Raw genomic sequence first — 14,927 nt, 5'->3', positions numbered from 1 at the left:
GCGGAGTATTGGAACCAAAAGCGCCGTCGCCGCTTCGCTCTGCCGGCGCACTCCAAAGATAAAGTCAGGAATCGCGCATGAGCTCCGCGTCCGCCACGAACGATGAAAATACAATTCTTTCGTGAGATTCGTGTGTTTCGTGGGCTATTGTCAGAGGAGCGATTTTCAATTGCCTTTGGGCTGAGGGTCCCACATCTTGCCGGCTCATGCACGTTGCAAGCGTGCGCCCCCGCGATAAACTCGTTCACAAACTGCTCTCGTGAGAACGAAGCAACGTGGCTAAAATCGCGGCGATGGCAGTCCTATATGAATATGTGGGCCTGTGGCATGACCGGGGACGCCGCTACGAAAGGCAATGTAGGGGATACCACGCTTTTCCAGGTACTGAATAATCCACTGGCCTTCAGGTCCATCTGGATGAACGCCCACATCCATGCGGTGTTGATGATTATAGCCAAGGCGATCGTGGGTTTGTGTTTGCCCCAGAGCGGTGATCGGCAAAGGGCGACCGAAGGTTTCTCGGAAGGCGCGTGCCAGCTCCTGAAAATCGGTGGCGCTCCACGTGCCTCGTCCGTAACTCTTGGTGACGCGCTTGATCGAAGATGAGACTGGCGTGGATCGTTGTAAGGTCTGTTGTCGCTCGACCAGTCGCACCGCCTCCTCTGCATAAGCGACCGATTGCTCGGCGAGCTTCTTTTGTTGACTCAGCAGGTCCACCAATGTTTGCCGCTCGCGGACGAGTCGCTCCGCCTGCTCCATCTTTTGCCGGGGAATCAATCCGCGTTCAAAAAGATCGCGTTGGCGGTCCAGATGCGCTTGTGCCTCTTTCAGCAGGCTCTCCATCTGCTCCAGCTCGGTGGTGATGTAGAGGTGGTTAGTCTGCGCTAATTCCAATTCGGCTTTGGCCTGCGCGGCCAGGTCTTGCGCATGCACGCTGGCGGTCAGCGTCCAACTCACGGCAAGGAGAATAACAACGAACCTCATACTGTGCCTCATCAAAGGCGTTGCAGTTTAGCATACGCGCGTTGAAACCGGAAGGTTTGATGCCGCTCTGAATCGGTGTGCGATGAACAAGACGGGCCACCCTCCGGGAGCGCGTTCAGCAAGCAGGTGAATCTGACAACGGCTATTGTGCAATCTTAGGCCAGGCCATATAATCCAGCCGTGGAGTGAAGTTATGCCATCATCTCAGAAAAAAGGGCCTCCGCCGGAGAAAACGTTCAAGCAGATTGAGTACATCAGCCAACTGGCTCGAGAAAGAACACCGATCGTAGTGAAGCTGACGAACAATCAGGAGATGCGTGGTTACATCCAATACTATGACAAAAGTTTCATCCGTATCACCGGCTCTGACGGGTCTCGATTTTTCATTTTTTACCACGACATCAAGTATCTCTATGAAGACCCGGCCGCGGCATAGCTCAATCAGCTTCCAGCAGAGGCGCCTTTGAACCTGAGGAGTCGAAACGTCAGACATGACTAAGACGCAACATGATCAGAACCTCGCTCAACTGCAAGACCGCATCTTTCAATTTGCGATTCAGACGAATGTCGAGGACGATTCCTTTCTGCTTCAGCCCATCTCCTTCGATGATCCCGAACAAATCAGATACTGTATTGACGGATTGACGTTGGCCTTCATCACCTATTGCTATCACCAGCATCCACGTGGCGAGAACTACTACGAAGTCATGCAGGCGCTCGACCAACCCAATTTGACGCCAATGGCCAAACGCAAGCTGCGTCGTCGCGCCGATGCGGCGGCTGCCAAACAAATTCCTTTCATCATCACCTTGAATAAACTCTTGGAGGAATATGTCGGCTTGCGTCGAGCGTTAGAGCAATTGCTGCCGCCTGATCAGGAGCCGGGCGGCACAACCATCGGATAGCCCAGCTCCTGCCACAACCGGATGCCGCCCGCCATCGAATAGACATTCCGGTAGCCCATCTTCTGTAAGTTATCGGCGACCAGCGCCGACCGGTAGCCACCGCCGCAATAGACCACAATCTGAGCGTCACGGTCGGGGATTCTCGCTTCAATGTCGCGCTCGATAATGCCGCGACCCAGATGCACAGCGCCCTGACAGTGACCCCGACTCCACTCGTGGTCCTCGCGCACATCAATGAAATGAAATGACTCACCATGGCGCCATTTGGCCAGTACTTCTTGCGGTGATATTTCCCGAATGCGGGTCTTAGCATCGTTGACAATCGCTAAAAAGCCTTCAGCATGCTTCATGCGATCCTCCTGTAAGACTGTGGCACAGGCATTCCTGCTCGTGCTCCATTTTCATCGTTCGTGGCGTGCCATAGCATAGGGGCGATTTCCTTGTTGTGCAGTTGAATTGGGTCAACGCCTAAGCCATTCGCTTGGTGACGCTCGCCTATCAGCCTGTCACGGCTTCAAGACGATCTTGCCGAACTGCTCACCCCGCTCCATGATGGCCTGCGCCTCCTTTCCCTCAGCCAGCGGCATGACCCGATCAATGATCGGTCGCAGACGGCCCTTCCAGACCAAGTTCATCACCTCACGAAACTCTTCTGGGGTTCCCATCGTCGAGCCGAGGATCGTCAGTTGTTTCCAGAAGACATAGCGCATGTTCATTTCCACCAGCGGGCCACTGGTATTGCCAACGGTGATGATTCGACCACCCCGCCGGGCCGCCAAAATGCTCTGCTGCCAGGTGGCTCGCCCGACGTTATCCACCACCACATCCACGCCCCGACGATGAGTCAGCTCTTGAACGCGTTTGACCCAGTCCTCCGTTTTGTAATTGATCACGTGATCAGCGCCGCACTGGCGCGCTTTCTCCATTTTCTGCTCCGTGCTGGTTAGCGCGATAACTTCTGCGCCAGCCAGTTTGGCAATTTGCAAGGCTGCCGTATTCACGCCGCCACCAGCGCCAATGATCAACACGGTCTCGCCGGCGCGCAACTGACCGCGCGTGATCAGCATGCGCCACGCTGTCAAGAAGACCAATTGCGCTGCGGCTGTTTCTTCAAATGTCGCTCCATCGGGCATGGGCAGCAGCGAGCTTGCCGGTACAACCACGTATTCAGCCAGCGTACCGGCTCGTGACTCGCCCAATATGCCGTAGGCCGGACTCATCGGATGCTCGCCTCGCCGCGTGAACTCATCCTCAACCGGATTGAGGCCAGGATTGATCGCGACACGCGTGCCCAGCTCAATGCCGGTGACACCCGCGCCCAGCTTGACCACTACGCCAGCGCCATCGGCGCCGCCAATGTGGGGTTTAGGTAACTTCAATCCAGGCAAACCGCGGCGCACCCAAATGTCCAGGTGGTTTAACGCAGCAGCTTCGATCTTAACCAATACTTCTGTTTCAGCCGGCTCGGGCGTAGGGACGTCCTCATACCTCAACACATCCAGGTCCCCATGATCGTAGAACACGAGTGCTTTCATCATCGCCTCCTCAGCCGGGTCATCGGGATCACACAGGTCCGCGTATGAGCGGATTGATGGCAGCTCTTCTGCGTATCCCAATGCCCGTTGATGTTGACTTTGCCATCCCAAGGATGGAGGGGGGATTTTACCGAGGCCTGAGCAGCACAGCAACTAGCAAGACACAACCTGCGCCAGAGCCCAGAATAGACCGCTGCTCATACACGCACGAATGATCTTTTGTGATCAGAGGCCACTCATGGCGACCACCGGTTGCTCTGTGAAAAGCAAAAACAAGACGCAGCACACGCGTGAGCGATGGATGTGCCGTTGTCAACGGGGTGTATCCATTGTAGAGTACGCTAGCTTTCCTCGACGCTGCGCGGTCAATGCTGGCCTCGGTCGAGGCAAAATTGCATCAAGAACCACCGGAAGGGAGTACACCATGGAACACATTCGATACGCCGTAGCCGTTTGTCAAACTGACTTTGCCAACCCGCTTGACCGTAGCCAGATGCGGGCGAACACCGAGCGGATGCTGTCCATGATTGATTCGGCAGTGGCCGGAGCGGCGCCCTTTATGCCGGTTCGGTTGGTTGTCTTTCCAGAATTCGCGCACGCTGCGCCGGTGTTTCCTACGGTCAAGGAATTGCTTGACAAACTTGCTGTGCCGATCCCAAACGAGCATACAGACCGGCTGGTGCGGAAGGCGCGAGAGCACAATCTCTACATTCAAAGTGGCACAATGTTGGAAGCCGATCCGCGTTGGCCGGGGCATGTGTTTAACACAACGTGTTTGATCGGCCCGGAAGGAATTTGCTACAAATACCGCAAAGTCAATACGTGGATTCCCTATGAGGTGCACACCAGTCCCCATGATCTGGACAATTACGATGAGCCTCTCTTCCCTGTGGCTGACACGCCAATTGGCAGGCTTGGGTGCGCCATTTGTTATGACTGGCTGTTTCCCGAAGCAATCCGACAATTGGCTGCCAATGGCGCTGAGGTTCTGCTGCGGGTCTCTGCCTACATGGACCCGTGGGGCGCGACCGAACCGATGGATTGGTGGACGATCGTCAATCGCTGCCGAGCGATCGAAAACATCGCCTACGTGGTAGCGGCCAATCAAGGCGCGAGTTTGAAACATTACCCGCCGTATTCGTGGCCGGGCGGCAGCATGGTGGTGGATTTCGACGGACGCATCTTGGCGCAAGCGTCTCCCGGACCAGGTGAGCGGATTGTTGTGGCAACGATTGATCTATCGGCATTGCGACATGAACGACGCACGCGACTCGGTCATCACATGCTGGCTCATCTGCGAACCGAAGCTTATCCGGTCTATCGCTCGCATCGGTATCCGCCGCCTGTGCCGCAGGGTGAGACAGTGCCTTCGTATGAACGCAACGTTGCACTGATCGAGCAGGCCAAATGCGACAACGGCTAGCGTCATAACGTGTGCATGACTAACTCGACACTGAACGCGCGAGGTTCTGAAGTGCGGCAATCTACCACCAGCAACTTCTGACAGCAACGCCCCCAGACGAGGCCGCAGACATCAAACCCTCTGAGCCGATCACCTGCAACCCCATCCACGAGGTGTGCCGATGGCAGCCCTACTTCTCATTCCTGTTTCGCTTGTTGGTAAACCTGACGGCAGCGCTCAAGCACGGCCTGTGGGAACGTCACCTTATAATTAAACTTGGCCACATATTCGGGAATGCGATAAACGTGTGCGCCGATCAGTTCGAGCCCCTTAGGCGCGAGTTCAGCAGGAATCCCTTGCCGCTGCAACGCCCGCAAGATGCGAGCGATCGGCATATCTGGCCACGTGCGACGTCCGCGATGCAGATACTCACCGATGCCCAGCTCCGTCCTCCGACGCAACTCTGCGTCATCCATGAGCGGCGAACCAGGAACGCGGTCAAGTTTCAGGTCGAGTTGTTCTGCTCTGCCCGACATGGCCGTGATTATAGCATAAGCGAAGACCAAGCGGATTGACGCTTCTGGTTCAACTGAAGCGACTGTCGGGATTCCATTGTGGTCTTGGCAAGCAGCGAGCAGGCGGATTGGCGCTTCCCATGCAACCGGCTATAATGAACCCCCACGATCATGGCCGAACGAATTTACCGAGACCCGGTACACAACATCATCGCGCTTGACCAAGACAACGAATTGGATCGGCTGCTGATCGCCTTGATTGACACGCCGGAATTTCAACGGCTCCGTCGCATCCGACAATTGGGATTGGCGCTCTACGTCTATCAAGGGGCTGAACACAGCCGCTTCGTTCACAGTCTTGGCGTCATGCACCTGATGCGTCGTATTCTGACACGACTCGGCCAAAAACATCACATTGACCAGCAGCACAGACGCGCTGGCTGTTGCGCCGCTTTGTTACACGACATTGGCCACGGCCCGTTCTCTCACGTGATCGAATCGTTGCTCGGTTATCGCCACGAGGACTGGTCTGTCCGGATCATCATGGACCCGACCACGACGCTGCACCAGGTGCTGGTTGAGGCTGACGCCGAGCTGCCGGCTCAGATCGTCGCTGTGATTGAGCACCGATACCAGCCCAAATTCATCAACCAACTTGTCTCCAGTCAACTGGACGTTGACCGATTCGATTACCTGCTCCGGGACAGCTTGATGACGGGCGCCAAATACGGCGTCTATGACATGGAGTGGATCGTCCACGCGCTCGAACTCGACCCTGTGCACGATTTCTTGTTCGTGTCGTCTAAAGGCTTGTACGCTGTCGAAGAATATCTGCAGGCACGTTACTACATGTTCCGGCAGGTCTACTTCCATCGCGCGTTGCGCACAACCCGCGTCGTGCTCAAGAGCATCTTTCAACGCGCGATGGAATTGAGCGCCGATGACCAACTGCGGTTTAAGCTTCCCGGCACAGCGATGGGAAAACTACTCGGACAGCAACCGCTCACCACCGATGAATACCTGCAACTGGACGATCACGACATGATGTTCTACATCAAACAATGGACGCGCGAACCCGACGCGATTCTCAGCGATTTAGCCAACCGGTTTTTGCATCGGCGACTGCTCAAATCAATTGACCTCAAGATACCTGATGATCTGAAGCCCGAATTCATGGAACAGGCTGAGCGACTGGTCAGCGCCGCTGGATTTGATCCTCGTTACTATCTGGGCGAGGACCGCGCTTCCGACATTCCCTACTGGGGTCCTTACTCGCCGCAGCAGGCAAGCCCTGAATCAGGCATCTACATTGCTGGCGATCACGGCCAGCTTCACGAGATTGCCTCGGTGTCGCCGGTCGTGGCCGGCATGCAGCCGTTTCAGATAAACCGGCTCTGTTTCCCCGAACAGGTCGCCGACGCTATCACCGCTCTGATTCAGCAATTTCCTATGGCCGAGGCATCGTCACGATGAAACAGGTGCTGACCGAGCGCGATCTGATGCACGTGGCTGCCGGCAGCCGCCTCCATGTTCCTGCGGATGCCATCGTGACACCGGCAGCGCGCGATCTGGCCACGAGCAAACAGATAGAAATTTGCTATCAACAGCCAGGGTCGGCTGGCCGCGTTGTCGCAGTGGCCGCCGATCATGGCGGGTTCACGATGAAACAAGCGGTGATAGAGCTGTTGACCGAACTGGGTTACACCGTTCACGATTTCGGCACACACGACACACAGCCGGTAGATTATCCTGATTTCGCCTACAAAGTTGCCGAAGCCATATCCAGCCGGCGTTGCTGGCGAGGCATTGTGATTGATGGCGCCGGCATCGGCTCGTGTATGGCGGCCAATAAAGTGCCGGGCGTGCGAGCCGCTTGCTGTCATGACGTCTATACGGCCCGCAATAGTCGTGAACATAACGACGCCAATGTGTTGACGCTGGGCGCGAATACCATTTCGCTGGAAGCCATGCGTCAGATCGTGACTGTCTGGCTCTCTACCGAAGTTGGAGCCGAACGACACCGCCGCCGGGTGGAAAAAATCATGGAGATTGAACGAAAATTCCTCGGCCGGACTTAACATGACATGAGCAGTCCTTCAGACCCCGTCGCCAACTCGCCCACATCGCGCCTGAAGGCCACCCCTGAGGCAACCACCATTCAGCATCACGTGACGCGCTCAGCCGGTATTGTCAGCCTGGCGGTGTTGGGAAGCCGCGTGATGGGATTGGTCCGCGAACAGGTTTTTGCCTACTTCTTTGGCGCCAGTCGCGCATACGACGCTTTCCAAACAGCGTTTCGCATTCCCAACATGCTCCGCGACCTGTTCGCCGAAGGCGCCTTGAGTCACGCATTCGTCACCACGTTTTCTCAATATCTGACCACTAAGAACGAGGCAGCCGCCTGGCGACTGGCCAACCTTGTTTTGAACGGCCTGATCGTCATCCTATCGTTCATCACCCTGATCGGCATCTGGCTTGCTCCGCAGTTGGTCCATCTGATTGCGCCCGGATTTGCCGCCTTCCCCGGCAAAGTCGAACTGACCACTCACCTGACTCGCATCATGTATCCCTTCATCATTCTGGTGGCGATGGCCGCTGTCGCTATGGGCATTCTCAACACTAAGGATCGGTTCGCTATCCCGGCGTCGGCCTCCACCTTCTTCAACATTGGTTCGATTCTAGCCGGACTGACGCTTGCCTACTGGCTCGATCCAACATTCGGGCCACAAGCGATGGTCGGCATGGCACTGGGCACGCTCATTGGCGGCGCGCTGCAATTTCTGGTGCAGGTGCCATCGCTCTATCGAGTTGGATTTCGCTATCAGCCGATCATCAGTTTTTCCGATGCTGGCGTGCGCCACGTCATGAGCTTGATGGGCCCGGCCATCATCGGCGCCTCGGCGGTTCAGATCAACGTGCTGGTCAACAACAATTTCGCTTCGCCTATGGAAGGAGCCGTCTCCTGGCTCAACTATGCGTTTCGATTGATGTATCTACCCATTGGGCTATTTGGCGTTGCCATCGGCACAGCCGCTCTGCCTAACATCGCCCGCGCGGCAGCACGCCACGATCAACAGGAGTTCCGCCAGACGCTGGCCTCAGCATTGGGCCTTGTCTTCTTTCTCTGCATTCCTTCGGCCTGCGGCTTGATCATTCTGGGCGAGCCGATCATCCGTTTGATCTATGAGCAAGGGAAATTCTCCACATTCGACACCCATCAAACCGCAGGCGCGCTGGCTTTCTATGCCGTGGGACTGGCTGGCTATGCTGCCATTCGCGTTCTAGCGCCGGCATTCGTTGCCCTCAATGACGCTCGCACGCCGATGATGATCAGCTTGGCTTCGATTCTCACCAATTATCTCCTGAACTCGTTGCTGGTGACGCGGCTCGGCCATCGTGGGCTGGCGCTCTCCACGTCGCTCGTGGCGCTGACCAATTTCCTCGCTCTATTTCTGCTGATGCGCCGGCGGCTACAACGCATCGAAGGCCGCGCGATTTTGCGCTCACTCATCAAGATTTCAGCAGCTTCGGTTGTGATGTCTGTGGCGTGTTGGTGGAGCTATCACTGGCTTGTCGGACGGTGGGGATACGGCGGACTGTGGGTTCAACTGATCAATGTCTTCATGCCGATAAGTGTCGGCGTTCTGATTTTTATCCTGGCGTGTCGGCTGCTCCATGTCGGTGAGTTGAACATGGCATGGAGCGCCTTCTGGCAACGCGCCGGCAGACGCCAGCCAAGCAGCGCCCTGCCACCACCAAGCGACGTCTGCTAGAGCCCCTTTGTTTGACGCCGGCAAAAGACTCATGAACCGATCGAAATAATATCATCGTGCGCGCCGGCTCAAGAACGCCAAACAATGATCCTGCTGATAACACAGCACGCCGATGAGGCCGTTGCGATGGCCGTTGCCATAGATCAACGCCGACGCCTTCCATGAGCTGCACCGCGCGGGGACGTGGGGGGCTATGGTGCGCCGTTGCCATAGATCAACGCTGACGCCTTCGATGACCTGCTTCCGGCAGTCCAGGTGAGCTGCCTGCTCGCCGTCCTGGCCGTTTTCACCTGTCCGAATCCCGCTTGCATCGAATGAGGATGCTGAGCTACCATCAGCCACCCTTGACCTAATCGGTAACAATCATGGGACTGAGTCATAGTGAATTACAAAAAATTTTTGCTGAGGCGTTTCAACACATCGGCCACCGCCGTACACCGCCGCATATTGAAATTGGATTTTATCCATTTGCGAGCCTCAATAGTTACATTCAGGTCAAGGATGGAAAAGCCACGGTCAAGCTCTCCGACCTACTTGACAATGCACCCCGCTCGGTGCACCGCGCGCTGGCCGATATTCTGGTCGCTAAGCTGTTCAACAAACCGCCGAATCCCCAATCAGAACTTGTCTACCAAACTTATACAACATCTCCGCCCATCCGGCGCGCGATTGAACGAATTCACCGCCAACGCGGACACAAGCAGTTTGTCGGGCCGCGCGGGCGCGTGCGCGACCTGGAGAAGACATTTCACAAACTCAATAAGCAGTACTTCGGTGGCTCATTGAAAATGCCGCGACTAACATGGAGCGCCCGCCGCTCGGTGCGCATTCTCGGCTATTTAGATCGTATCCACCGCACGCTGGTGATCAGCCGTTTGCTGGACGACGCTCGCATTCCGGAATTCTTCTATGAATACATCATGTTCCATGAAATGCTTCATCTGAAACACGCCCCACGCTATAAGGGGAACCGTTGCTACAACCATACGCCAGAGTTTCAGCAGGACGAGCGGCGGTTCAGATACTATGAGCAAGCTCAACAATGGGTGGAACGAATCGCTTCACGTCGTTGTCGTCGTCCAAACAAATAAACGCGAACACGGCTCGTCAAAGTCCTCATAAGTGGCTCGTTCCAAGGCAAACTTGAGCCCATGCTCAACCATTCAATCCCTCTATTTTCAACGAGTAATCCTATCAAAAGAAGTTTTTGACAGGATGGGTTTCAATCTGCTACATTTGTGCAGCATTAAACTGAGTCTAAAACAAGCGTAGGAGTCACAGAATTGACCAAAGCGACTTCCCTGGAACAAGCTTTACAAACTTATGGAGTAGAAAATTGGGGCGCAGGTTATTTCGGGATTAACAAACAAGGCAATCTGATTGTTCGACCGACACTGAATGACTCGGCCACAGCAGACATCAAAGAGATCGTTGATAAACTGATCCGTGATTACAAGCTCAAGTTTCCCATCTTGCTACGATTCCCACAAATCGTGGCCAGCCAGGTCCGCGCGCTACACAACTCATTCAAAAGCGCAAGTCAGGAATTCGGCTACAAAGGCGCTCACATGGCCGTCTATCCGATGAAGGTCAATTCCCGACGAGAAGTCATCGAAGCCTTCTTGCAAGAAGGCCGACGATATGATTTTGGATTGGAGGCGGGAAGCAAAGCGGAACTATATGCTGCTTTATCGCTTGAACAAACGCCGGACTCATTGCTCATCTGCAATGGCTTCAAAGACGAAGCCTTCATCAACCTGGCCATTTTGGGCAGCTCGTTGGGCAAGCGGGTCATCGTAGTCATCGAGAAGCTCAATGAATTGATGACGTTTCTGCGGCTCTCTGAAAACGTCACGCCCCGGCCGATGCTTGGCGCGCGGCTCAAACTCTATTCGCGCGGCAGCGGACGTTGGGAGAAATCGGGCGGCGAAACGGCGAAATTCGGGCTCACCGCCACGGAGATGCTCGAAGTCATTCGGCGATTGCGAGAAGTCAACCGACTGGACGAGCTGAAGCTCTTGCACTGTCATCTGGGATCGCAAATGACCGACATTAAACGGGTCAAGAACGCCGTCAAGGAAGCCGCGCGCGTCTATGCCAAAGTGCGAAAGCTGGACGTGGATATCGAATATCTGGACTTGGGCGGCGGCATGGCCGTTGATTACGATGGTAGCAAAACCTCGTATGAAGCCAGCGCCAACTACACCATGCAGGAATTCGCCAATGATGTCATCTATACCGTCGCCAGCATCTGCGAGGATGAGAACGTTCCTGAGCCAACCTTGATCAGTGAATCAGGACGCATCTTGACAGCTCATCACGCCATGATCGTCATGAACGTGCAGGATGAAATTGAAACGGTCATTGACGAAATTGCTCTGCCCGACGTGGACGAAGATGATCCACAGGTGGTGATCGAGCTGCGCGATCTGCGCAACAATATCAACGCCAAGAACTATCTCGAATACTATCACGACGCCCTCGAACACAAGGACGAGCTGTTCACCCTCTTCAACCTTGGCTACATTGATCTGGAAGATCGCGCCAAAGGCGAAGTCCTATTTTGGCAGTTATTGGAAAAGGTCGAGAAATTCGCCCGCGAGACCAAGTTCTTTCCCGAAGAGCTGGAAGACTTGAAGAAACTGTTGGCCGCGAAGTACCTGTGTAATTTCTCAGTCTTTCGCTCGGTTCCCGACGCGTGGGGACTGGATTATTTATTTCCGATCATGCCGATTCATCGGTTGCTGGAATCGGCATCGGAGTTTGCCACGCTGGTGGACTTGACCTGCGATTCGGATGGCATCATTGACAAGTTCGTTGACCTACGCGACGTGAAAGAAGTGCTTGAAGTCCACCCGTTCAACCGCGATCCATACTACCTGGCGATCTTGCTGGTCGGGGCTTACCAGGAGGCGATGGGGAGTTTCCATAACCTGTTTGGTATCGTGAACGAGGCGAACATCGTGATTGATCAGCAAGGCACCTTCCATGTTCACAAAGTCATCCCCGGACATCACATTGGGTCCGTTCTCGAACTGGTCAGATTCGACAAGCCGAGTTTGCAAGATGGCTTCCGTCGCAACCTGGCACTGGCCACCAAGCGGTTTCAACTCAGCGAGCAGGCCCGCGCTCAGATGATCAATTTTTACGAGCAATGCTATCATAACTACACCTATCTGGAATAACCGCTATGATGGTGATAAGAAAAACGAAAAGTTCCAAATTCCTCACAACACCGACCCGCCCGCTTCAGATTGATCGCGACCGCAGCGTGGCTGGTGTGTTGGACAAGATGGAAGGTATTTCTTATCAAGGTCGCAACCTGGCGCTGGCGCGCCATATCTGGAAGCGCATGTTGGCTGACGGCGCTCTGATCATGATGGGCATGTCCGGTCTACTCATTCCAGCAGGCATGCGGCGGTTGGTGGTCTATCTGATCAAAAATCGTTTCATTGATCTATTGGTTGTCACCGGCGGCAATTTGTTCCACGACTTGCACGAAACACTCGGACGCTACCATTACATTGGCAGCCCCGATTTGAATGACGCTGAATTGCGTGATGCCCTCGTAGACCGCACCTACGACACCTTAGGCAGCGACATCGAATTCCGCGAGGCGCATGAATGGATCGCCAACTTCGTCGCCCAACTGGATGTCTCTCGTCCCTACTCGACTCGGGAGTTCCTCTACCTGCTAGGGCGCGAGCTGTCGGAAATTGCTGCCGAAGACGGCGTCTTGACGGCGGCTTATAAATCCAAGATACCGGTCTACTGTCCGAGCATCGCAGATTCAGCCATGGGCACAGGCTTGGCGATGAGCCGTGTCGAACGTAAGCGTGAGCTGACCTTTGACATCGTGCAAGACGTTGAAGAAGTTGCCTACCTGGCGGCCAAGTCGCCTAAGACGGGTTTGGTCTGCTTCGGTGGCGGTTCGCCCAAAGATTTCCTGGAGCAAGCTTACGCTACGGCTAACATGCTCAAACTCACCGCTCGCGGGCACCAGTATGCCGTTCAAATTGTCACTGAACCGCCTCACTTTGGTTCGTCAGCCGAGCTGACCCTGGAGGAATCACAAAGCTGGGGCAAGGTCGCCAAAAACGCCCAGAAAGTCACCGTCTTTTGTGATGGAACGATTGCCATGCCTATCCTGGTAACGGCTCTCGCTCAAAGCGCCACCAAAGAGGCGAAAAATCGCCGTCGGCCCAACTTTAACATCACTCGCGAACTGAAAGTCACCTATTAGCCGCCTCTCTTATATGCGCGACATAGCAACGCGACACGGGCGAACTGAAAGTCACTTATTAGCGGCCTCTCTCACCGGCTGAGCCTCATCAGCCAGTTGAAATAACACAGATAATTAGGACCAAGCCCGGTTCCCATTCGGGCTTGAGTCAAAAATATCCTCAGTCATTCACAGGTTTTAATGCTATTCGAGTATTTTCTTAAGCACATGTTAAAAAAGTATTGATCTGATTGATGTTTTCTGTTACCATAGCGCCGTCATTACAACCATCAACACATTGTAAGGAGCACAGGCGAATGATGAAATGCGGAACATGCGGATACGTGGATCATGCGGATAGTCGAATGTGTAAAGGTTGTGGTCGTATTGCACCCCATCCCGTCCTGATTCCTTTCCCCGTTGCAGCCTCGGTGGCTCAAAATCTGGAGCCGGCTTCGCCACCAGCGTGGAAAGTTGAATTACAGGAACGAATCAACGCGATTCGGGCGCGTCGAAAACTCCTGACGGCACTTCACCAAGCGGCTGAACATCCGGCTTACCCGCCTCTCCTGCTTGAGACGTCGCAAGGTAAGGCGGTGCATCCGGCCATCGCAGCCGTGCACAGACGGTTTGCGCAGCATGTCCAGCATCACCTGAGCAACGATTCACCAACGTTGCCGGATGCTGAGCTGCGTCCGGGGCGTGCCTCAGCGAATGCTGATTGCTCAATGGGTAACTCAACTGCCTCCTTGACGACCGGCTCACCCCAAGACGGAAAGCCATCTGCGACGGCTCAGGCGGCTACTGAACTCGCTCAGAAAAAACCGAGCGCGACCAACCCCACCTCAGACTGCAAGGCAGTTGCTATGGCCGCCCAACCCGGTCCTACCGAAGATGTACTTGAGACATTGGCTACTCAAGCTGAACTCGACGGGCACCAAACAGAGACAAGCATCGAAAGCTGGATTGAACGTATGGATCAGCAGGCCCGTTGCCGCTTCACTGATGACAGTCTGGCCACCTTGGACTCACGTGAAGATGAACACATACTCAACTCAAACCACTCACCTGAGAGGCAAGCCAGGACGCCGGCTTCGGCCAACACCACTCATGCCGGTGAGTTTCCGCTTCAACAAGCCAATATGTCGCAGCGCGTCGCTGCCGGGTTGATTGACCTTGGTGTGATGGTTATGGCGAATGTGCCCTTTCTTGCCATGTCGGAATTCAGTCGGGCCAATTTCTCCGACATTCGTGTGTTGTGCATTCATGCGCTGATTGCCCTCATCCTCTACTTTCTCTACATGAGCCTCATGCTCATGGCGATGGGGCAAACCATCGGGATGCATAAGGTGGGGATCATCGCGGTTGATGCCGTAAGTTTGAATCAACCGTCATTCGGCCAAGCGATCCGCCGCGCCTGTGCGCTTATGGTCGCGCCAATCGGCTATGGCCTTAGCTTCTTATCGCCCAGGTTCGACACACGGGGACGGAGCTTCTCAGACATGGCTTCGCGTACCACAGTGCATCAAACGTATGAAGAGCTTCCAGCCGTACAGGCGCCTTGGCTCTATCATCACTGCCGACCTTGACG

General features: G+C 55.0%; 15 protein-coding genes. 10 read left to right on the top strand and 5 right to left on the bottom strand.

The features are described from left to right. Positions 1 to 279: 279 nt before the first annotated feature. Positions 280 to 984: a hypothetical protein gene (locus tag NZ823_05145; protein MCS6804516.1), complete on the bottom strand. Its 705-nt coding sequence runs from the start codon at positions 982 to 984 to the stop codon at positions 280 to 282. A 193-nt stretch (positions 985 to 1,177) separates the two neighbouring features. Here NZ823_05145 and NZ823_05140 point away from each other — a divergent pair, with 193 nt between their 5' ends. Both NZ823_05140 and NZ823_05135 read left to right on the top strand, forming a co-directional pair. After that, positions 1,178 to 1,420 (top strand): RNA chaperone Hfq, encoded by a 243-nt coding sequence (locus NZ823_05140; GenBank protein ID MCS6804515.1) that lies wholly within the window; start codon positions 1,178 to 1,180, stop codon positions 1,418 to 1,420. 55 nt (positions 1,421 to 1,475) lie between these two features. Next, complete coding sequence (locus NZ823_05135) at positions 1,476 to 1,889, top strand: hypothetical protein (GenBank protein ID MCS6804514.1); 414 nt, start codon at positions 1,476 to 1,478, stop codon at positions 1,887 to 1,889. On the opposite strand, the gene NZ823_05130 is transcribed toward NZ823_05135, so the two are convergent. Both NZ823_05130 and NZ823_05125 read right to left on the bottom strand, forming a co-directional pair. Further along, positions 1,859 to 2,239, bottom strand: coding sequence for a rhodanese-like domain-containing protein (locus NZ823_05130; protein MCS6804513.1), 381 nt, complete (start codon positions 2,237 to 2,239; stop codon positions 1,859 to 1,861). The two genes, NZ823_05135 and NZ823_05130, sit on opposite strands and share 31 nt — an antisense overlap. A 156-nt stretch (positions 2,240 to 2,395) precedes the next feature. Next, a complete protein-coding gene (locus tag NZ823_05125; protein ID MCS6804512.1) occupies positions 2,396 to 3,424 on the bottom strand; it encodes a zinc-binding dehydrogenase in 1,029 nt (342 codons plus the stop codon). A gap of 424 nt (positions 3,425 to 3,848) precedes the next feature. Between NZ823_05125 and NZ823_05120 the strand changes: the two genes are divergently transcribed. After that, the gene (locus NZ823_05120; GenBank protein ID MCS6804511.1) at positions 3,849 to 4,847 is read left to right on the top strand and encodes a nitrilase; all 999 of its coding nucleotides are present in this window, start codon (positions 3,849 to 3,851) and stop codon (positions 4,845 to 4,847) included. Positions 4,848 to 5,023: 176 nt separating this feature from the next. Here the strand turns inward: NZ823_05120 and NZ823_05115 are convergent, their stop codons facing one another. Then, a complete protein-coding gene (locus NZ823_05115; GenBank protein ID MCS6804510.1) occupies positions 5,024 to 5,362 on the bottom strand; it encodes a hypothetical protein in 339 nt (112 codons plus the stop codon). A 150-nt stretch (positions 5,363 to 5,512) separates the two neighbouring features. On the opposite strand from NZ823_05115, the gene NZ823_05110 reads away from it, so the two are divergent. From NZ823_05110 to murJ, 3 genes are all read left to right on the top strand, one after another. Continuing rightward, positions 5,513 to 6,814 carry an HD domain-containing protein gene (locus NZ823_05110; GenBank protein MCS6804509.1) on the top strand — a complete coding sequence of 434 codons (1,302 nt, stop codon included), beginning with the start codon at positions 5,513 to 5,515 and terminating at the stop codon, positions 6,812 to 6,814. Between the two features lie 119 nt (positions 6,815 to 6,933). Next, positions 6,934 to 7,419, top strand: a complete 486-nt coding sequence (rpiB, locus tag NZ823_05105) for a ribose 5-phosphate isomerase B (GenBank protein MCS6804508.1) — start codon at positions 6,934 to 6,936, stop codon at positions 7,417 to 7,419. Positions 7,420 to 7,425: 6 nt separating this feature from the next. Then, on the top strand, positions 7,426 to 9,114 hold the full coding sequence (murJ, locus tag NZ823_05100) for a murein biosynthesis integral membrane protein MurJ (GenBank protein MCS6804507.1): 1,689 nt from the start codon (positions 7,426 to 7,428) through the stop codon (positions 9,112 to 9,114). 51 nt (positions 9,115 to 9,165) lie between these two features. On the opposite strand, the gene NZ823_05095 is transcribed toward murJ, so the two are convergent. Continuing rightward, positions 9,166 to 9,456: a hypothetical protein gene (locus NZ823_05095; protein MCS6804506.1), complete on the bottom strand. Its 291-nt coding sequence runs from the start codon at positions 9,454 to 9,456 to the stop codon at positions 9,166 to 9,168. A gap of 23 nt (positions 9,457 to 9,479) precedes the next feature. Here NZ823_05095 and NZ823_05090 point away from each other — a divergent pair, with 23 nt between their 5' ends. From NZ823_05090 to NZ823_05075, 4 genes are all read left to right on the top strand, one after another. Beyond that, complete coding sequence (locus tag NZ823_05090; GenBank protein ID MCS6804505.1) at positions 9,480 to 10,205, top strand: M48 family peptidase; 726 nt, start codon at positions 9,480 to 9,482, stop codon at positions 10,203 to 10,205. Between the two features lie 192 nt (positions 10,206 to 10,397). Beyond that, complete coding sequence (gene speA, locus NZ823_05085; protein ID MCS6804504.1) at positions 10,398 to 12,299, top strand: biosynthetic arginine decarboxylase; 1,902 nt, start codon at positions 10,398 to 10,400, stop codon at positions 12,297 to 12,299. Positions 12,300 to 12,304: 5 nt separating this feature from the next. Beyond that, positions 12,305 to 13,357, top strand: coding sequence for a deoxyhypusine synthase family protein (locus NZ823_05080; protein ID MCS6804503.1), 1,053 nt, complete (start codon positions 12,305 to 12,307; stop codon positions 13,355 to 13,357). Positions 13,358 to 13,653: 296 nt separating this feature from the next. Beyond that, positions 13,654 to 14,925, top strand: coding sequence for an RDD family protein (locus NZ823_05075; GenBank protein ID MCS6804502.1), 1,272 nt, complete (start codon positions 13,654 to 13,656; stop codon positions 14,923 to 14,925). Positions 14,926 to 14,927 lie beyond the last annotated feature (2 nt).

The organism is Blastocatellia bacterium (assembly GCA_025054955.1).
Lineage (GTDB): Bacteria > Acidobacteriota > Blastocatellia > HR10 > J050 > JANWZE01.
This window is presented reverse-complemented; position numbering and strand designations above follow the sequence as displayed.

What these genes read in the sequence shown, in the direction of transcription:
- NZ823_05110 (MCS6804509.1), top strand. Translation starts at nt 5,513, where the DNA reads ATGGCCGAACGAATTTACCGAGACCCGGTACACAACATCATCGCGCTT.
- NZ823_05115 (MCS6804510.1), bottom strand. Translation starts at nt 5,362, where the DNA reads ATGTCGGGCAGAGCAGAACAACTCGACCTGAAACTTGACCGCGTTCCT.
- NZ823_05080 (MCS6804503.1), top strand. Translation starts at nt 12,305, where the DNA reads ATGATGGTGATAAGAAAAACGAAAAGTTCCAAATTCCTCACAACACCG.
- murJ (MCS6804507.1), top strand. Translation starts at nt 7,426, where the DNA reads ATGAGCAGTCCTTCAGACCCCGTCGCCAACTCGCCCACATCGCGCCTG.
- NZ823_05075 (MCS6804502.1), top strand. Translation starts at nt 13,654, where the DNA reads ATGATGAAATGCGGAACATGCGGATACGTGGATCATGCGGATAGTCGA.
- NZ823_05125 (MCS6804512.1), bottom strand. Translation starts at nt 3,424, where the DNA reads ATGAAAGCACTCGTGTTCTACGATCATGGGGACCTGGATGTGTTGAGG.
- NZ823_05120 (MCS6804511.1), top strand. Translation starts at nt 3,849, where the DNA reads ATGGAACACATTCGATACGCCGTAGCCGTTTGTCAAACTGACTTTGCC.
- NZ823_05090 (MCS6804505.1), top strand. Translation starts at nt 9,480, where the DNA reads ATGGGACTGAGTCATAGTGAATTACAAAAAATTTTTGCTGAGGCGTTT.
- NZ823_05130 (MCS6804513.1), bottom strand. Translation starts at nt 2,239, where the DNA reads ATGAAGCATGCTGAAGGCTTTTTAGCGATTGTCAACGATGCTAAGACC.
- NZ823_05145 (MCS6804516.1), bottom strand. Translation starts at nt 984, where the DNA reads ATGAGGTTCGTTGTTATTCTCCTTGCCGTGAGTTGGACGCTGACCGCC.
- NZ823_05140 (MCS6804515.1), top strand. Translation starts at nt 1,178, where the DNA reads ATGCCATCATCTCAGAAAAAAGGGCCTCCGCCGGAGAAAACGTTCAAG.
- NZ823_05135 (MCS6804514.1), top strand. Translation starts at nt 1,476, where the DNA reads ATGACTAAGACGCAACATGATCAGAACCTCGCTCAACTGCAAGACCGC.